This window comes from Kosakonia oryzendophytica, from assembly GCF_027886705.1.
Lineage (GTDB): Bacteria > Pseudomonadota > Gammaproteobacteria > Enterobacterales > Enterobacteriaceae > Kosakonia > Kosakonia oryzendophytica.
Genome location: NZ_CP115659.1, coordinates 2,544,160 through 2,562,979 on the forward strand (window position 1 = coordinate 2,544,160; position 18,820 = coordinate 2,562,979).

Consider the following 18,820-nt stretch of genomic DNA (forward strand, 5'->3'; position numbering starts at 1 on the left):
TTCGCTATGGAGATGCCTATGTCGTATAAACCTCAGTTACTTGCCATCACCTTGCTGCTGACCTCACAGGTGGCGCTCGCCGCGCAAACCACATTCCCTGTCTGGCCATCCGGCGATGCGCCCGGCGCGAAAAACAGCCCTGTCAGCTTTACCTTAACCGAACGCAGCAAAGATCCGGCGTTGCCGGATCGCGCTGTCAGCGGAATCCGCGCTCCACAAGTCACCGTTTACCTGCCGAAAAACCCCAACGGCGTTGCGTTGCTGGTAACGCCCGGCGGATCGTATAAACGCGTGGTGCTGGACAAAGAAGGCAGCGACTTAGCCCAACCCTTTAACGACCGGGGCTATACCTTGTTTGTGATGACATACAGGATGCCGGAAGACGGGCATGCGGAAGGGGCTAATGCACCGCTGGCCGATGCGCAAAGAGCGTTGCGAACCCTGAGAGCGCGCGCGGGCGAATGGAAGATAAACCCGCAGCACATTGGCGTAATGGGCTTTTCCGCCGGTGGACATGTCGCCGCCAGCCTCGAAACCCGTTACGACGAAGCCGTTTATCCGCCTGTGGATGCCATTGATCGGCAAAGCGCACGCCCGGACTTTGTCGTGCTGGGCTATCCGGTGATTTCCATGGACGCAGCGATTGCCCATGCGGGATCGCGTAAGGCACTGATTGGCGATACACCGACAGCCGAACAGATTAAGCATTACTCGCCGGAGCTGAATGTTACGGCGCAAACGCCGCCGACCTTTTTACTGCATGCGGTCGACGATCCTTCCGTGCCAGTCGCGAACTCGCTGGTGATGTTTAACGCCCTGCATGCGCACAACGTGCAGACCGAGCTGCATCTGTTCAGCCACGGTCAGCACGGTTTTGGCATTCGCGGTGTGAAGAACCAGCCCGCCGCGCTCTGGCCGGAACTGGCAATGAACTGGATAGCTGCGCTAACAGAGAAGTAGGGAAATCATTCACCCACGGTGATACGCTTGCCGCTGGTGACGAACGTGCCGCCGCCAAGATGATGGATCGTATTGAGCTTGTCATCATCAAACTGCCAGCGCCCGTTAACAAAGGCGCGATCATCCGCCGCCGCAGAGACCACTTCGCCAAACAGTGTGTCGTATTTTTCCTGCGCGGCGGTGGGCGGCAGCAAACGGCACTCCATCCACGCCAGACATTTTTCTTCAATCACTGGCAGACCGAGCACCGGCCCGGCAAACGCAGGGATGCCGTAGCAGTTAAATTTATCTTCGTCACGCCCGGTCACGCTGCCAACGGCATAACTCCAGTTTGTCGCCGCGACACCCGGCACCACAATGCCAAACATGCCGCTACGTTCAATCAGCTCACGTGACCAGGCGCTTTTGTCTACCACAATGGCGATTCGCGGCGGCGAGAATTCTACCGGCATTGACCATGCCGCTGCCATCACGTTGCGGCGGTCGATCTGCTCATCTCGACTGGTAATTAAAATGGTCGGGCCGTGGTTAAGCAAACGGCTGGCATGCTCCAGCGCCACGGGGCGAAAATGACTCATCTCGGTTACTCCGTTCGGTGGTTATCAGCATTGCGGGCGACAACAATTTGCCCGCGCCCTTGTTCTTTGGCGAGATAGAGCGCCAGATCCGCTGCCCGCACCAGGTTATCCGCCCTGGCATGACGCGGCCAGGTAGCCAACCCAATGGAAACCGAAACCGGGCCAATATCCTGCGATTCGTACAGCATCAGGTGATTCAACACCGTATCGAGCAGCGTTTGTGCAACGCTCATGGCCTGCGACTCATTGGTATCCGGCAGGATCAGCAGGAACTCTTCACCTCCGTAACGGAAGGCGAGCCCTTTATCATCCAGCACATCGGTAATCAAACGTGAGAGTTCGCGCAAAACCTTATCTCCCGCTTCATGTCCGTGCAGATCATTGAGTCTCTTGAAGTAATCAACATCCACCATCAGGCAACTCAACATTGTGCCTTCAACCATTGCCTGATCGATCATACTGCGTAGCGTCTCATCCAGATTGTGGCGGTTCCGCAACCCGGTCAGCGAGTCGAAAGTCGCTTTTTCGGTGAGTGTATCGCGCAGGATCTGGTTGGCTAATGCCAGCGCCAGCGTTTCCGCTAACAATTCCAGATAGATATACGGCGGCTCTTTATCCGGCGTGTAGTTATCGAAAGTCAGTAGACCAATGCTCTTATTCTGCGCATTCAGCGGTACACAAATCGCTCGTGGTGCAATCTCCGGCGAAATATGTTCGCAGGGCATATCCACCGCGTCTTTACTGGGGCTGTGCAATTGCCCGCGTTTCAGTGCCCAGCAACTGTCAGGTGAAAATGCCGGATCCTCGCCCGGCGGCAGCCCCCAGCGCGCGGCACATTTCATGCGCCCGGTGCGTTTATCGAGTAGATACAAACGACCGCCCATATCCGGAATGATTTGCGGTGCGAAACGGCTGACGACTTTGATGATCGCGCTGTGGGAGTCGCAGCCCTGCAAGCGCTGCGTCATGCGCGCCAGTAGCGTCCGCGTTCCCCATTCCGCATCGCGCTCCTGCTCCAGACGCTGGCGGGCCAGACCGTTTTCACGAAATACGCGAATCGCCTGCGCCATATCGCCAATTTCATCCACCTGCGCCAGGACTGGCGCTTCCACGGCGTAATCCTGCGTCGCCAGGCGGTTAACCACATCGCTTAAGGTGACCACCGGGCGCAGAATGCGATGTTTGATAATAAAACCGAGCACAAAGAGAAACAGCACCGCCGTCAGACCAACCATGATTTCCGACAATGTTCGCAAACGTAACGAACGTTCAGTGGCTTCGTTAATGGCCGTCTGGGTGCGTTGATCGGCGAGGCTGCGGAAATGGGCGAAACGGTACTCCGTTTCCGAAAGACGCTCTTCATAGTTCGCGCTGAACAGCAAATCCATCGCCTCACTGACTTTACCGGCCTCCATATTGGCAATGGCGATACGTTGTTCATCTTCAAGCTGATCCAGCGTCGCAATACCATCTCGCAATATCAGGATCTCTGCATCAGATGCGCCGTTATCGTGAAGCGCGATCAGGTGGTTCTCCAGCGCCACATCCTGCTCTTCGCGGGTTTTCCAGCTCTGTATCGCTTCAGGTTGCTTTTTTATCACCGCTTCACGCGCCAGGTCGGTGAGGGCGTACGCTTCTTTTTCCAGATCATCGGTGAGGGAGTCGAAAACACGGTTTTGTGCCACAGCGGCGCGCTCAGCGCGCTCCGCATTGGACGCCAGAAATAACGCCACGCCGGATGTCAGCGTTAAGACCACCGTGGCGACATAAGCAAAATTAGTGATCGTTGCGATACGCACGCGATATTGCCTTTTAAAGGGTAAAGAGAGGTATGCCTATCATTTTAGCCATTCTGTTAAAAATCAATGCGCAATATTCACGTCATTTATTCGTCATATTCCCTGCCTATAGTCAGCCGAATCAAATCCCAAAGAGGATACCAGTATGTTTGCTCCCCTGACTTGTGCGCAGGTGGATGCGTCCTGTGAGCTGCGGTTCATGGGTCAGTCACGGCTTCCTGCTGCGGGAGCCTGCTGATGGATGCATTCACGGATATCCGCCTTAAAGGTGTCTCCTACGCTTTTGGCACACACACCGTTCTCCATCATATCGACTTACATATTCAACCCGGTAGCGTCGTTGCGTTGCTAGGGCCTTCCGGTTGCGGCAAAAGCACGCTGCTGCGTTTGCTGGCGGGGCTGGCTGAACCCGCATTCGGTGAGATCTGGTTTGGCGATCGCCTGATGGCGAAAACGGGCTGGTCGTTACCGCCTGAAGCGCGTGACATTGGCATGGTCTTTCAGGATTACGCGCTGTGGCCGCATATGAGCGTAGCGCAAAACGTCGCCTTTCCGTTGAAGATGCGCAATGTTCCGCGTGCCGAGCGTGAGCAACGCGTCATGCAGGCACTGGAAAGAGTCGGGTTGACGGCATTCGCCGGACGTAAACCCGCAGGGTTGTCCGGTGGGCAACAGCAGCGCGTCGCACTGGCGCGCGCCATTGTCGCCGAACCCCGTGTGTTGCTGTTTGATGAGCCGCTCTCCAATCTCGACAGCGCACTGCGCGAGTCTTTATGCCATGAGATGGCGCAATTGCTGCGTCAAATCGGCACCACTGCCGTCTATGTCACCCACGATCGTCGGGAAGCGGAAGGGCTTGCCGACCGCATTGTGCATCTCGCCGCTGGCACTGTTGAATCTGAATGCACCGTTACATCATCCTCAGGGGAAATGGCATGAAAACCATACTGTCTGTCAAAAAAGGAGTCGCTTTAGCCATGGTGTTGTCGTCCATGATCATGTCCAGTGCGCATGCGCTGACCGTCTATACCGCCGGTCCTGGGTCGCTGGCAAAAAGCCTTGCCAGCGGTTTTGAGCAGAAGACCGGCGTGAAGGTCGATATCTTCCAGGCCACCACCGGCAAAGTCATGGCGAGACTGGAAGCAGAACAAGCCAATCCACAGGCGGATATTTTGATCTCTGCCTCCTGGGACACTGCAGAAGATCTGCATAACCGGGGCTGGTTGCTGCCGTTTAGCAGTGCGAACGCCGCGAAAGTGCCGGAGACGCTAAAAAGCACGGACTACATTGCGCAAGGGGTTTCCGCGCTGGGCATTGTATGGAACAGCAAAAGCGGCACTCCGGAACCGAAAGAGTGGCAGGATCTGACCACCGCAGATTTTAAAGATAAAGTCACCACGCCGGATCCAGCGCTCTCTGGCGCGTCGCTGGATCTGCTGATTGGCCTGCAAAACGGCATGGGTGAGAAAGCCTGGCAGTTGTTCGATGCCCTGAAACAAAACGGCATGGTGGTAAGCGGCCCAAATGCCCAGGCCGTCACACCCGTGATGCAAGGCGCGAAAGCGGCAGTGTTTGGCGCAGTAGATTACGTCACCTACGGCAATATTGCGCAGGGTGAATCGCTGAAAGTGATCTTCCCGGCCAGCGGCACGGTAATTGCACCGCGCCCGATGATGATCCTCAAAACCACGCAGCATGCCGATGACGCCAAAGCATTCGTGGACTATGTGCTGTCGCCGGAGGGACAGAAAATGGTTGCCGATGCCTGGCTAATGCCTGCCCGTACCGATGTTGAAGCAAAACGCCCGCTGTTCACCGAACTGAAGGTGTTACCGACGCAAAGTGGCGGCGCCAGCGAACGCGGTGAAGTCCTGAAGCGCTTTAATACGCTGTTTGCGCAGTAATGCCATTCTCATTTCAGCGGGGGTAACCCCGCTTTCAGGATTGCCGCTGTGAACCAGAAGATGATTGCGCGAGTGACGATAGCGCTGCTGGCGCTGTTGGTGGCGCTACCGTTACTGTTTATTGTGTTGCAGGCTGTTTTCCCCCATTTCAGCGCCGGGACATTCAACGATGCGTTCGCCGGGGTGCCTGCGCTGCTGGCAGAACCGCAACTGCCCGCCATGTTCAGCGGTACGCTGCGTATTGCCACCGGTGTTGCGCTACTCAGCATGTTGATTGGCCTGCCGCTCGGCATCGTGCGGGGGTTATTCGATGTGCCGTGGCCAAAATTATGGGATCTGCTGTTTTTAATCCCGTTCCTCACGCCGCCCTATATTGCCGCCTTGTCATGGATGCTGATCCTGCAAACGCAGGGGTATCTGATGCAGCTTACCGGTCTCGACCTGAATAATCTGCTGTTCAGCAAAAGCGGGATTGTGCTGGTAATGACGCTGAATATTTTCCCGGTGGTCTATTTCGCTGTATCACGCAGCCTGCTCGCCAGCGGGCAACGCCTGGCACAAGTGGCGCGTGTCCACGGTGCGACGTCCTGGCGGGCGTTTTGCCATATCACATTGCCACTCTTGTCTCCCGCACTGGCTGCCGGGATGCTGCTGGCGTTTACCCTTGCAGTAGAGGAGTACGGCGTTCCCGCCGCGCTGGGGACACGTGCCGGCGTGGTGATGCTGACAGTGGGAATTGAAGAGAAGCTGGCCGACTGGCCCATCGACATGCCAGGCGCCGCGCTGCTTTCCGTTGTACTGATCGCCATTGCCCTGGGCGGATGGTGGCTGCAACGCAAACTCACCGGCAGCAGCGACGTTACCAGCGTCTCGGGTAAACCCACTGAAAACGTGGGCGCACGGCTCGGTCTGGCAAGCATACCGGTTGTCATTCTCATGGCGCTGGTCGGTTTTATTGCAGTGGTGTTGCCTGGATTGTCGATGGCCATTACCGCATTCAGTTCAACACTCTCGGGCGGCGTGTCGCTCGCTAATTTGACGATGAAACATTTTGCCGCGCTGTTTGCTGAACGGGGCGATGCACTTTGGGCGCTTGGCACCAGTCTGTCGCTGGCGCTGGCGGCGGCGCTGCTCACCGGTTTTCTGGGGTTGTGCATTGCCTGGCTGGTGGTATTACAGAAGGTAAAAGGGCGCGCCATCATCGATGCGCTTTCGCTGATGCCTGCGGCGTTGCCAGGGGTTGTGGTCGGGGTGGGGTTAATCCTGATGTGGAACCGTGCATTCTGGCCGGTTTCGCCTTACAACACGTGGGCGATTTTGCTGCTCTCCTATTGCTGCCTGCTGCTGCCCTGGCCGGTGCGCTATATCAGTAGCGCTATGCGTCAACTTGGCGGCAATCTTGAGCCCGCCGCGCGGGTACACGGTGCCAGCGCCTTTCAGGCACTGCGTCTGATTGTGCTCCCATTGATCTTTCCGGCCATGCTGGCAGCCATGTTAATGGTGTTCGCCATTGCCTCTCGCGAACTGGTCACCTCACTGTTGCTGGCCCCCGCCGGAACACAAACGGTCGCCGTGTTTATCTGGCGGCAGTTTGAGCAGGGATCGGTGGGTCAGGGGATGGCCATGGCGACACTGACGTTGATCGCCGGATTGCTGTTAATGCTCACGGCGCTGAGCCTGTTGCAACGCAGCACAAAGCGATAAATGCAGGGCACAAAATCGCCGGTACAGGGAAAAAAATGCGTTATAACAAAGGGACATCTTTCGCAAGGAGCCTGTATGACCCCTTTTTTGACCGCTTATCTGGCCCGTATTGGCTGGAACGCTTCTCTGGATGTGTCGCTGGAGACACTGCGGGCGCTGCATCTGCATCACAACAGCGCGATTCCCTTTGAAAACCTTGATGTGGTCCTACCGCGTGAAATCGAACTCAGCGATGAGGCTGTCTTCCAAAAACTGGTGGTGGCCCGCCGTGGCGGCTACTGTTTTGAACAAAATGGATTATTTGAACGCGCGCTGAACGAGGTGGGCTTCGAGGTGCGCAGTTTGCTGGGGAGGGTGGTGATCGCCAACCCGTCGCAGATGCCGCCGCGCACCCACCGCATTTTGTTGGTTCAACTTGCGGGAGAGCCGTGGATCGCCGATGTGGGCTTTGGCGGTCAAACTCTGACCGCGCCGATCAGGCTGCAAGCTGATATTGAGCAGATCACTCCGCATGGCGTGTACCGTTTACAGCGCGCCGGAGACGACTGGGTGTTGCAGTTCCGTCACCATCAACGCTGGCAGTCGATGTATCAGTTTGAAATGGGGCAGCAATATCAGGCGGATTTTGTGATGGGTAATTTTCACTCCGCCCACTGGCCGGCGTCGCATTTTCGCCATCATCTGCTGATGTGCCGCCATTTGCCGGACGGGGAGAAACTGACGCTCACCAACTTCCACTTTACCCACTGGCGGCAGGGGCAGGTGCAGGAAGAAAAGGTGCTGGCCGACGTGGCTGCACTGTATGAAACCCTGCAAACCCGTTTTGGTCTGGGAGTGAATGACGCGCAGCATGGTTTTAGTCTGCAAGAACTGGAGACGGTGATGTCGCGTTTCGAACTGCACGGTGTACAGGCTTAGCACAGTTCTTTTGTGATCATAACCGCCAGATGGCGATTGAAGGCTGCTTCATCGACATCTGGCATCCCCAGCATACAAATGCCATCCATCCCACAGACAAAGGCAATGAGCCGCCATGCGATATCGTGCGCCGCATCGCCGCCGGTAAACTCGCCTGCGGCACGGCCTTTGTCGATCAGTTCCACGACTTTGTCACACCACATTTCCATGGTCAGCAGATATGCGCCTTTAATTTCCGGCTCTTTACCGGCCAGCACCAGCGCTTCACGCCACAGTCGCACGTAAGGCTCCAGCCCACCGTCATCGCTGCCGAGCATGGAATGCAATTGATCGCGCCACGGTGCAGTCGCAGGGACCACTTCCACATTGAGCAATGCGTCGATCAGCCGGATAAACGCCTGCGCTTTAAGTTCATTCGACGAGGCGAAATGGTGATGAACCTGGCCCGTCGCCACAGCAGCTTCCTGGGCGATACGCCGTACCGTCATGGCGGCGAACCCATCCGCCAGCGCCACACGCATGGCGGCCTGTAAGATCACCTCCCGGCGATCATCACGGTGTAAGTAACGCATAAAAACTCCCCTCAACAGAGACGAAACCGAGTGTAACAAAAAGCTGGACATGCGTTCAACTTTACGTAGGATCGCCATTCTGGACGCCTGTCCAGGATTGATAAAACGTGGAGTGTTGTATGTTTCGTCAGTGGTTAACGTTGGTCATTATCGTGTTGGTGTACATCCCGGTCGCCATCGATGCGACGGTATTGCACGTCGCTGCGCCGACGCTCAGCAGCGCACTGAACGCCAGCGGTAATGAACTGTTATGGATAATTGATATTTACTCGCTGGTGATGGCGGGCATGGTGCTGCCAATGGGCGCACTGGGTGACAGAATCGGTTTTAAACGCCTGCTGCTGATGGGTAGCGGCCTGTTCGGTACGGCTTCGTTGCTGGCGGCTTTCGCAACCAGCGCCAGCTGGCTTATCGCCACACGCTCACTGCTGGCAATAGGCGCGGCGATGATCGTACCGGCAACGCTTGCCGGTATCCGCACGACGTTCTCGCAGGCGCGTCACCGTAATACTGCGCTGGGTGTGTGGGCGGCGGTAGGTTCCGGCGGAGCCGCATTCGGTCCTTTAGTCGGGGGCATGCTGCTGGAGCATTTTTATTGGGGTTCCGTATTCCTGATTAACGTGCCGATCGTGCTTATGGTGATGGCGCTGACTGCCCGCCTGGTACCACGCCAGCAGGGGCGTAAAGAACAGCCGTTAAACCTGAACCAGGCGCTGGGGCTGATTGTGGCAATCCTGCTGCTGGTCTGGAGCGCCAAAAGCGCCATGAAAGGGGCATTGCCGCTGTGGATTATCGCCAGCACGTTGCTGGTCGGTGGCCTGTTGCTGGCGACGTTTGTCCGTCTGCAGTTAGCGGCAAAAACACCGATGATCGATATGCGTCTGTTTACCCACCCGGTGATTTTAAGCGGCGTTGTGATGGCGATGACGGCGATGATCACACTGGTCGGTTTTGAGCTGTTGATGGCACAGGAACTGCAATTTGTGCACGGCTTTACGCCGTTTGCTGCCGGGGTGTTTATGCTGCCGGTGATGCTGGCCAGTGGGTTTAGCGGGCCAATTGCAGGCTTTCTGGTGTCCAGCCTGGGTTTACGACGGGTCGCGACGGGTGGAATGGCGTTAAGCGCATGCAGTTTTCTTGGCTTGTCGGTCACCCATTTCTCCACGCAGCCATGGCAGGCCGGAATATTAATGGCGTTGCTGGGATTCAGCGCCGCCAGCGCATTACTGGCGTCAACCTCGGCTATCATGGCCGCAGCGCCAAAAGAGAAAGCGGCGGCGGCGGGCGCGATTGAAACCATGTCCTACGAACTGGGGGCCGGGCTCGGGATTGCGGTGTTTGGCCTGATTTTAAGCCGCAGCTTTGCCCATTCTATCCAGTTGCCGTCGGGGTTGAGCAGTCACGAAGTGGCACAGGCGTCCTCCTCGATTGGTGAGGCGTTCCGCCTGGCGCAGGAGAGCAATACGGGTCTGGCGCAGGAGATTATCGCTGCCGCAAAAACGGCGTTTATCAGTTCTCACAGTGTGGCGCTGAGTACAGCAGGTGTGTTGTTGATCGTGCTGGCGGTGGGGATCTGGTTCAGTCTGGCAAAAGCGGAACAGCCGTCACGATAAGGACGCACGGCTTCACCTGCGCCCGCAGACGCCGGGTTAAGCCACCTGCCGGGTCGACCACCAACAGAGCAACGACCCGGCGCACACCATCAACGCGCCTTGCCAGAATGAGAAGGAGAGCGGGGCGCTTAAAACAAACGCCGCCAGCGCCGAAGAGAACACTGGCGTAAAATACGACGCCGCCGCCAGTACAGTCACGTTGCCGTGCAATATGCCAATATTCCACGACGCATAACCAAAACCGAGCGCGATACCGGTCATCACTAATTTCACCACCACCGGCAGTGTGAAGAGCATGGTGGGTTGCGGCGTGAGGGCAAATTTTACCCACAGGGTTGCCGCCGTCAGTAAAACAAACAGCGTAATGCCATTCGCCCCTTTGGCGTATTTGGTGGTTACCGTACAGTAAATTGCCCAAATAAATGCCCCGGCGAAAGCCAGCGCGTAACTGAGCGGGTTGGAAATAATATTGCGTTGGATATCGGCAATATTCAGACCGTTATTACCGCCTAATACCCAGCACACACCCACTAATGCCAGTAATAAACCGGGGACAACCCACAGCGTGGATTTTTGCCCGTTAAATAATATCGCGCAGAGAATCGTCAGGCTCGGCCATAAATAATTCACCATCCCCACTTCTATCGCCTGCTGGCGCGTATTCGCATACCCCAGCGAGAGTGCCAGGCACAACTCATAGCTGACAAATAGAACGCTACCGGCAATAAGATAATGGCGGGGAATTGCGCGCAGGCGGGGAAAACCCACCGTAAAGATTAACAACAAGCCACTGATGCTGTAGATCATGGCCGCGCCGCCCACCGGGCCGAGTCCTTCGCTGACTGCCCGAATAAACCCGACCATCGTGCTCCATAATAATACCGCCAGTAAACCAATTAGCGTTGCGCGTTTTTTCGTCATCGCTGCACTTATATTGTCCGTAACAAAACCTCACCTTATAACACAGTTACTTGTTGCCGGGCGAATGACGTAATCCTTAAGGATAAGAAAAACCCCACAGCGGCGACTATTAGGTATCAGCCCCCGGCGGTTATTGATTTATCGCAATTACCACACCGTATGGAATGTTTAGTTTCCCGCCCGAAGTCGAAAACCAATAATGAGGAAAGCAATGGACGTCAGCCGCAGACAATTTTTCCGCATCTGCGCGGGCGGTATGGCAGGAACCACAGTTGCCGCATTGGGGTTTGCCCCGAAAATGGCGCTGGCTCAAACGCGAAATTATAAATTGCTTCGCGCAAAAGAGACCCGAAATTCCTGCACATACTGCTCCGTGGGTTGTGGGCTCGTCATGTATAGCCTGGGAGATGGCGCAAAAAACGCCAAAGAGACCATTTACCACATTGAAGGGGATGCCGATCATCCGGTCAGCCGGGGCGCATTGTGCCCGAAAGGCGCTGGCTTGCTGGATTACGTACACAGCGAAAACCGCCTGCGTTACCCGGAATACCGCGCACCCGGCTCGAATAAATGGCAGCGCATCTCCTGGGATGACGCCTTCAGCCGTATTGCCCGTCTGATGAAAGACGACCGCGATGCGCATTTTATGGAAACCAACGCCACAGGGGTGACAGTCAATCGCTGGCTCTCTACGGGTATGCTTTGCGCATCAGCGGCAAGCAATGAAACCGGTATGCTGACACAAAAATTTGTGCGCGCCCTCGGCATGCTGGCGGTAGATAACCAGGCGCGTGTCTGACACGGACCAACGGTAGCAAGTCTTGCTCCAACATTTGGTCGCGGTGCGATGACCAACCACTGGGTTGATATCAAAAATGCCAACGTGGTGATGGTGATGGGCGGTAACGCCGCTGAAGCCCACCCGGTCGGTTTCCGCTGGGCAATGGAAGCCAAAAATAACAATGATGCCACGCTGATTGTGGTCGATCCGCGCTTTACGCGTACTGCATCGGTGGCTGATATTTACGCGCCAATCCGCTCCGGGACGGATATCACCTTCCTCTCCGGTGTACTGCGCTACCTGATCGAACATAACAAGATTAACGCCGAATACGTCAAACATTACACCAACGCCAGCCTGCTGGTGCGGGATGATTTTGCCTTTGAAGAGGGTTTATTCAGCGGTTACGACGCGCAGAAACGCCAGTATGACAAGTCATCATGGAACTATCAGTTTGATGAAAACGGCTACGCCAAACGCGATGACACCCTCAGCCACCCGCGCTGTGTGTGGAACCTGCTGAAACAGCATGTCTCACGCTATACCCCGGAAACCGTCGAGAACATTTGCGGCACGCCGCAAGCGGACTTCCTGAAAGTGTGTAACGTGCTGGCCTCAACCAGCGCAGCCGATCGCACCACCACCTTCCTCTATGCCTTAGGCTGGACGCAACACACCGTTGGCGCGCAGAACATCCGCACCATGGCGATGATCCAGTTACTGCTGGGCAATATGGGTATGGCTGGCGGCGGGGTGAATGCATTGCGCGGGCACTCCAATATTCAGGGGTTAACGGACCTCGGTCTGCTGTCGACCAGCCTGCCAGGTTACCTGACGCTGCCGTCGGAAAAACAGACGGATTTGCAGCAATACCTGAGCGCGAATACGCCGAAAGCGATGCTGCCGGATCAGGTGAACTACTGGAGCAACTACCCGAAATTCTTTGTCAGTCTGATGAAGTCGTTCTACGGCGATGCCGCGCAGAAAGAGAATAACTGGGGCTTCGACTGGTTGCCGAAGTGGGATCAGTCTTACGACGTCATCAAGTATTTCCACATGATGGCGAAGGGGGAAGTCACCGGCTACATCTGCCAGGGCTTTAACCCGGTAGCCTCGTTCCCGGACAAAAACAACGTCGTCAGCACCCTGAGCAAGCTCAAATATATGGTGGTGATCGACCCGCTGGTGACGGAAACCTCCACCTTCTGGCAGAACCACGGTGAGATGAACGATGTCGATCCGGCGACGATTGCCACGGAAGTGTTCCGTTTGCCGTCGACCTGTTTTGCCGAAGAGGATGGCTCTATTGCTAACTCCGGACGCTGGTTGCAGTGGCACTGGAAAGGTCAGGATGCGCCGGGAGAAGCATTGAATGACGGTGAAATTCTGGCCGGGATTTTCCACCGCCTGCGTGATATGTACCGTATGGAAGGCGGAAAAGGTGCGGAACCGCTGCTGAAAATGTCATGGAACTACAGCCAGCCCCACAATCCACACTCGGAAGAGGTGGCGAAAGAGAACAACGGCTATGCGCTGGCGGATCTGTACGATCCCAACGGTCAGTTGCTGGCGAAAAAAGGGCAACTGCTGAACAGTTTCGCACTGCTGCGCGATGATGGCACTACGTCTTCGTCCTGCTGGATCTACAGCGGTAGCTGGACTGAACAGGGCAATCAGATGGCGAATCGCGATAACGCCGATCCGTCGGGGCTGGGCAATACGCTGGGCTGGGCGTGGGCATGGCCAATGAACCGCCGTGTGCTGTACAACCGCGCCTCCGCCGATCCGCAAGGGAAACCCTGGGATGCGAAACGGATGTTGATCCAGTGGAGCGGCACGAAATGGCACGGTAACGATATTCCGGACTTTTCTACCGCGCCGCCAGGCAGCAATACCGGGCCGTTTATCATGCAGCAGGAAGGGTTGGGCCGCCTGTTTGCGCTTGATAAGCTGGCGGAAGGGCCCTTCCCGGAACACTACGAACCGGTCGAAACCCCGATTGGCACGAACCCGTTACACCCGAACGTGGTCTCCAGCCCGGTAGTTCGGTTGTACGCGGAAGATGCGAAACGAATGGGGAAAAAAGATCGCTTCCCGTATGTCGGCACCACCTATCGCCTGACCGAACACTTCCATACCTGGACCAAACATGCGCGTCTGAACGCCATCGCCCAACCGCAGCAGTTCGTTGAAATCAGCGAAACGTTGGCAGCGGCAAAAGGCATTGCTAATGGCGATCGGGTAACGGTGAGCAGCCAGCGTGGGTTTATCCGCGCGGTGGCAGTCGTCACGCGGCGTCTGCGTACGTTGCAGGTTCACGGTCAGCCTGTGGAAACTATCGGCATCCCGCTGCACTGGGGCTTTGAAGGCGTGGCGCAGAAGGGGTATATCGCCAACACCCTGACGCCAAACGTCGGTGATGCGAACTCGCAAACACCGGAATATAAGGCGTTTTTAGTGAATATCGAGAAGGCGTAAGGGGCGAGTATGACAATGGAAACTCAGGACATTATCAAACGCTCCGCAACCAACCCGGTGACGCCGCCCCCACGGGCGCGCGATCACAAAGCGGAAATCGCCAAGCTGATCGACGTCTCCACCTGCGTAGGCTGCAAAGCCTGCCAGGTGGCCTGCTCGGAGTGGAACGATATCCGCGATGAGGTGGGGCACTGCGTCGGGGTTTACGATAACCCCGCCGATCTCAGCGCCAAATCCTGGACGGTGATGCGTTTTAGCGAAACCGAACAGAATGGCAAGCTGGAGTGGTTAATCCGCAAAGACGGTTGTATGCACTGTGCGGATCCCGGCTGCCTGAAGGCATGCCCGTCCGCCGGGGCGATCATTCAGTACGCGAATGGCATTGTCGACTTCCAGCAGGAGAACTGCATCGGTTGCGGTTATTGCATCGCTGGCTGTCCGTTTAATGTCCCGCGCCTCAATAAAGAGGATAACCGGGTCTATAAATGCACGCTGTGCGTCGATCGCGTCAGTGTGGGTCAGGAGCCAGCCTGTGTGAAAACCTGCCCGACAGGTGCCATTCATTTTGGCACCAAAGAGGAGATGCTGGAGTTGGGGCAACAGCGGGTTGAGAAGCTGAAAGCGCGGGGTTACGACAACGCAGGGCTGTATAACCCGCAGGGGGTCGGCGGCACGCATGTGATGTATGTGCTGCATCATGCCGATCAGCCTCAGCTTTATCACAATCTGCCGAAAGATCCGCATATCGATACGGCGGTCGGGCTGTGGAAAGGGGTGTTAAAACCGCTCTCTGCCGCCGGCTTTATCGCCACCTTCGCCGGGCTGATTTATCACTACGTCGGCATCGGGCCGAACAAAGAAGTGGATGACGACGAGGAGTCCCCCCATGAGTAAGTCGAAAATGATTGTGCGCACAAAGTTTATTGACCGCGCCTGTCACTGGACGGTGGTTATCTGCTTTTTCCTTGTCGCCTTGTCCGGGATTTCGTTCTTCTTCCCGACGCTGCAATGGCTGACAGAAACGTTCGGTACACCGCAGATGGGACGTATTCTGCACCCGTTCTTTGGAGTGGTGGTGTTCATGGCGCTGATGTGTATGTTTGTGCGTTTTGTTCATCACAACATCCCGGACAAGCAGGATCTGCCGTGGCTGAAAAACATCGTCGAGGTGTTAAAAGGCAATGAGCACAAAGTGGCGAAAGTCGGGAAATACAACGCCGGGCAGAAGATGATGTTCTGGACCATCATGAGCATGATGACCGTGCTGCTGGTCACGGGCGTCATCATCTGGCGACCTTACTTTGCGCACTATTTTCCCATTCAGGTGATCCGCTACAGTCTGCTACTGCACGCCACCTCGGCCATTATTTTAATCCATGCCATCCTGATCCATATGTATATGGCGTTCTGGGTGAAAGGCTCCATTAAAGGCATGGTGGAAGGTAAGGTCAGCCGCCGTTGGGCGCAAAAACATCATCCGCGCTGGTACCGTGAGGTCGAGCGAATGGAAGCCAAAAAAGAGAGCACGGAAGGCATTAACTAACTGAAAAACTGCGCCAGCACTTCGTCTGGCGCAGACTGCTTAGAGAAGGGGTTTATTAAGCAACGTTAAGCGATATACATGCGTTTGCCGCTCAAAAAAACCAAATTTATGGTACAGCGCGTGGGCCTCTTCACGCTCAGAACGAGAGGTCAGTTCGATATAGCGCGCAGCATAAATGCAGGCAAAGGAGAGAGCGGAGCGCAGCAATGCAGTCGCGATGCCACGGCGTCGGAATTCGCTGCCGACAATCACATCTTCGATCATGCATTTCTTGCCAGAGAGCAGTGTCGCACAGACTAAGGTCAACATACCGGCGGGAACGCCATCATCCCAGGCCACAAACAGATGCACCGAGTCAGACGCAAACACGCGTTGAAAGTCTTCCACGCTTAGCGTTGGTGCGTGGGGGGAAAGCTCTGCCAGCAGCCGGGTTAAATCGGTTGCCAGCGTATCGGTAATGGATGACAGTCGTTCAACGCGAAGCGTATGCATGGCTTTCCTGCTCCAGGAAGAGGGAACTCTTTGAGCATAGCCTGGTTTATGCCGGCGCGGCAGTCTGCCGTTACGTTTATTGCAGTTCGCACGCCATTCGATATCCGACAGATCAAAAGCGACCGAATCCATGGATTAATGTGCCAGTCGGGACATTTCAACTGGTCTGCCCGGAGCGGATGGTCAATAATGCGAGTCGCAATCTTTTAACAAGTGGTCCGTAGTATGAAAAAAACGGTTTTTTCGTTGGCACTTGCGACCTTTGGTTTAGGCATGGCGGAGTTCGGCATCATGGGCGTCCTCACCGAACTTGCCAGGGATGTCGGTATCTCTATTCCTTCTGCCGGGTACTTAATCTCCGGTTACGCCGTGGGCGTGGTCATTGGCGCGCCGATTATGGCGCTGTTCTCCAGCCGCTTTTCGCTCAAAAAGGTGATGCTGTTTCTGGTCGCGTTGTGCGTCCTTGGTAATGCTATTTTCACCTTTTCCAATTCCTACACGATGTTACTGATTGGCCGGTTAATCTCCGGGTTTCCCCACGGTGCGATTTTTGGCGTCGGCGCGATAATCCTCTCCAAAATTGCGCCGCCGGGCAAAGTGACCATGGCGGTGGCGGGGATGATCGCGGGCATGACCGTCGCCAACCTGGTGGGGATCCCGCTGGGCACCTGGTTGGGGCATGAATTTAGCTGGCGTTACACATTTATGCTGATTGTGTTATTCGATGCAGCAGTGATTGTTTCGGTGATTTTCTGGGTGCCGGACCTGCACGATACTGCGCCAACCCACCTGCGTGAGCAGTTTCATTTTTTGCGAAAACCGGAACCGTGGCTGATTTTTGCCGCCACTATGCTGGGTAATGCCGGGGTGTTTGCCTGGTTCAGCTACGTCAAACCGTTTATGGTGACTATCGCTGGCTTTTCCCCCACCGCAGTGACGTTGATCATGATGCTGATGGGGCTGGGTATGGTGCTGGGCAATATGTTCAGCGGCAGACTATCGGTAAGATTCAGCCCGCTGCGCATTGCGGTTGTGACCGAACTGATTGTGGTGCTGGCAATGCTGGCGCTGTTTGTGCTGGGTGAACATAAGCAGGCGTCGCTGGCAATGGGGTTTGTATGCTGCGCCGGGTTGTTTGCCGTTTCCGCGCCGCTGCAAATTATGCTGCTGCAAAATGCGAAGGGCGGTGAAATGCTCGGCGCAGCAGGCGGGCAGATGGCGTTCAACCTCGGCAATGCCCTTGGCGCCTGGTTCGGCGGGCTGATCATTGCGTTTGGCTTTACCTACAGCTACCTCACACTCCCTGCTGCGCTGTTGTCACTGGCCGCAATGGCGGCCTTGATGATGTACGGGCGTCGTAAAGCCGCGCGCCAGTTGGAACCGGTGGCAGAGTAAACCCGCGTCTTCTCCGGCCTGCAACGCGGGTGATGAAAACCCTTGCAGGCCGGGTCTCCCTGACCCCCATTATGGCAAATAGGGTTCTCCGAGCGTCAGCATCAGGCGGTTAGCCCAGGCAAAAAACGCCGCCGACTGGATCAGATCCAGCTGTTGCAAGGTATCCAGCCCCTGCGCATCCAGTGTCGCCAGATGGGCCGCCGTTAACGCCGGCGGTGTCACCGATAACGCCGCAGCACTCTCAATTTCAGCACCCCAGCGCGCCGATTGCCCCTCGCTTAACGTTTTCCCCGGCGGTACGGCCAGCAACGCTTCTACGGCATTGTCATCCTTCGACAATTGGCTGGTTTTACGCGCATGGACAGAAGCACAATAGATACAACCGTTAATCTTGCTGGCGACCGTCGCGGCCAGTTCACGCTCTGCACGCGGCAGACCACCTGGGGTGTAAAAAATGCCTTTATCCGTTAACGTGCGCTGTTCCAGCACCGGTAAGTTACGCCCTAACAAGCGAAAATAGTCCGAATCGGTATGACCGAACTTTGCCAGAATTGCCTGTTCGTCCGGCGTAAATTCCGCCAGCGGTTTCGCTGCAATCCACGGCTCCCAGCCCAGCTCTTGCTGGGTAAAAGCCACCGGTGCGACTTTGCCACTCTGGGTACGCGGTGCGGTATGCCATACACCTGCGGCTACCGTGCTCTCGCTGGCAGCAACCGGTTTTCCATTCAGCAACCGTAACCCCACCAACAACCGGCTCTGAAAACTGACAAACGCGATCAGTTGCGCCAGCGTGACGATGCTCTGTTTATTCCAGCCAGCGCTCGCCAGCGATTTCAGTGCATCCGGTGTGGCTTTTACCGGAGAGAAGGTGAGCAAGCGGGCAAAATCCAGCGCCGGGGAAAGTCGGGCGGATGTGGGGTCGGCCAGACCAAAACTGGCGTAATGCGCCGCCAGATCGTTGGCGTTGTGCCATTTCGCCACTTTCGCCGCCACAATAAAGCGCTCATCGGCCGGGAAGTCGGCGTTTTCCGCACCAAACAGGGCATCGTAGCTACCCTGTGCGTGAAGCGTCGCGGCATCACGGGTATCGCGGGCGCTGGCCAGTGTGGAACCGGGGGCGATCTCCGCCAGTTCAGCCAGAATATCCTGACGTAAAGCCATC

At 56.2% G+C, this 18,820-nt stretch carries 16 protein-coding genes; 10 read left to right on the forward strand and 6 right to left on the reverse strand.

Going from position 1 to position 18,820, the window contains the following annotated elements:
• The first annotated feature begins 18 nt into the window (after window positions 1–18).
• Window positions 19–960: an alpha/beta hydrolase gene (locus O9K67_RS12360; RefSeq protein WP_061495933.1), complete on the forward strand. Its 942-nt coding sequence runs from the start codon at window positions 19–21 to the stop codon at window positions 958–960.
• 5 nt (window positions 961–965) lie between these two features.
• On the opposite strand, the gene O9K67_RS12365 is transcribed toward O9K67_RS12360, so the two are convergent.
• Complete coding sequence (locus tag O9K67_RS12365; protein WP_061495931.1) at window positions 966–1,538, reverse strand: flavin reductase family protein; 573 nt, start codon at window positions 1,536–1,538, stop codon at window positions 966–968.
• A 5-nt stretch (window positions 1,539–1,543) separates the two neighbouring features.
• Window positions 1,544–3,337 (reverse strand): diguanylate cyclase, encoded by a 1,794-nt coding sequence (locus O9K67_RS12370; protein WP_061495929.1) that lies wholly within the window; start codon window positions 3,335–3,337, stop codon window positions 1,544–1,546.
• A 237-nt stretch (window positions 3,338–3,574) separates the two neighbouring features.
• Here O9K67_RS12370 and O9K67_RS12375 point away from each other — a divergent pair, with 237 nt between their 5' ends.
• The 4 genes from O9K67_RS12375 to nhoA all read left to right on the forward strand — a co-directional run bounded on the left by O9K67_RS12375 (window position 3,575) and on the right by nhoA (window position 7,863).
• A complete protein-coding gene (locus O9K67_RS12375; protein ID WP_061495927.1) occupies window positions 3,575–4,276 on the forward strand; it encodes an ABC transporter ATP-binding protein in 702 nt (233 codons plus the stop codon).
• Window positions 4,273–5,241 (forward strand): ABC transporter substrate-binding protein, encoded by a 969-nt coding sequence (locus O9K67_RS12380; protein ID WP_061495924.1) that lies wholly within the window; start codon window positions 4,273–4,275, stop codon window positions 5,239–5,241. The genes O9K67_RS12375 and O9K67_RS12380 overlap by 4 nt, the downstream gene beginning before the upstream one ends.
• Before the next feature lie 60 nt (window positions 5,242–5,301).
• Entirely contained in the window at window positions 5,302–6,945 is a 1,644-nt protein-coding gene (locus O9K67_RS12385; RefSeq protein WP_408612871.1) for an ABC transporter permease, read from the forward strand.
• A 75-nt stretch (window positions 6,946–7,020) separates the two neighbouring features.
• On the forward strand, window positions 7,021–7,863 hold the full coding sequence (gene nhoA, locus O9K67_RS12390; protein ID WP_061495919.1) for an N-hydroxyarylamine O-acetyltransferase: 843 nt from the start codon (window positions 7,021–7,023) through the stop codon (window positions 7,861–7,863).
• Here the strand turns inward: nhoA and O9K67_RS12395 are convergent.
• Window positions 7,860–8,435 carry a TetR family transcriptional regulator gene (locus O9K67_RS12395; RefSeq protein WP_061495917.1) on the reverse strand — a complete coding sequence of 192 codons (576 nt, stop codon included), beginning with the start codon at window positions 8,433–8,435 and terminating at the stop codon, window positions 7,860–7,862. The two genes, nhoA and O9K67_RS12395, sit on opposite strands and share 4 nt — an antisense overlap.
• Before the next feature lie 119 nt (window positions 8,436–8,554).
• Here O9K67_RS12395 and O9K67_RS12400 point away from each other — a divergent pair, with 119 nt between their 5' ends.
• Complete coding sequence (locus O9K67_RS12400) at window positions 8,555–10,048, forward strand: MFS transporter (RefSeq protein ID WP_061495915.1); 1,494 nt, start codon at window positions 8,555–8,557, stop codon at window positions 10,046–10,048.
• Window positions 10,049–10,084: 36 nt separating this feature from the next.
• On the opposite strand, the gene yddG is transcribed toward O9K67_RS12400, so the two are convergent.
• Entirely contained in the window at window positions 10,085–10,969 is an 885-nt protein-coding gene (yddG, locus tag O9K67_RS12405; RefSeq protein ID WP_061495913.1) for an aromatic amino acid DMT transporter YddG, read from the reverse strand.
• Between the two features lie 211 nt (window positions 10,970–11,180).
• Between yddG and fdnG the strand changes: the two genes are divergently transcribed.
• Genes fdnG through fdnI form a run of 3 tightly spaced genes read left to right on the forward strand, consistent with a single transcriptional unit; the run spans window position 11,181 to window position 15,771 of the window.
• Window positions 11,181–14,228: a formate dehydrogenase-N subunit alpha gene (gene fdnG, locus O9K67_RS12410; protein WP_148654713.1), complete on the forward strand. Its 3,048-nt coding sequence runs from the start codon at window positions 11,181–11,183 to the stop codon at window positions 14,226–14,228.
• Between the two features lie 9 nt (window positions 14,229–14,237).
• On the forward strand, window positions 14,238–15,122 hold the full coding sequence (gene fdxH, locus O9K67_RS12415; RefSeq protein ID WP_061495907.1) for a formate dehydrogenase subunit beta: 885 nt from the start codon (window positions 14,238–14,240) through the stop codon (window positions 15,120–15,122).
• Entirely contained in the window at window positions 15,115–15,771 is a 657-nt protein-coding gene (gene fdnI / locus O9K67_RS12420; RefSeq protein WP_061495905.1) for a formate dehydrogenase-N subunit gamma, read from the forward strand. The genes fdxH and fdnI overlap by 8 nt, the downstream gene beginning before the upstream one ends.
• Window positions 15,772–15,810: 39 nt before the next feature.
• Here fdnI and O9K67_RS12425 read toward each other — a convergent pair whose 3' ends face one another.
• Window positions 15,811–16,263, reverse strand: coding sequence for a GNAT family N-acetyltransferase (locus O9K67_RS12425; RefSeq protein WP_061495904.1), 453 nt, complete (start codon window positions 16,261–16,263; stop codon window positions 15,811–15,813).
• A gap of 225 nt (window positions 16,264–16,488) precedes the next feature.
• Here O9K67_RS12425 and araJ point away from each other — a divergent pair, with 225 nt between their 5' ends.
• Window positions 16,489–17,658, forward strand: a complete 1,170-nt coding sequence (gene araJ / locus O9K67_RS12430; RefSeq protein ID WP_061495902.1) for an MFS transporter AraJ — start codon at window positions 16,489–16,491, stop codon at window positions 17,656–17,658.
• A 69-nt stretch (window positions 17,659–17,727) separates the two neighbouring features.
• On the opposite strand, the gene O9K67_RS12435 is transcribed toward araJ, so the two are convergent.
• Window positions 17,728–18,819 (reverse strand): alkylhydroperoxidase domain protein, encoded by a 1,092-nt coding sequence (locus O9K67_RS12435; protein ID WP_061495900.1) that lies wholly within the window; start codon window positions 18,817–18,819, stop codon window positions 17,728–17,730.
• Between the last annotated feature and the right edge of the window lies 1 nt (window position 18,820).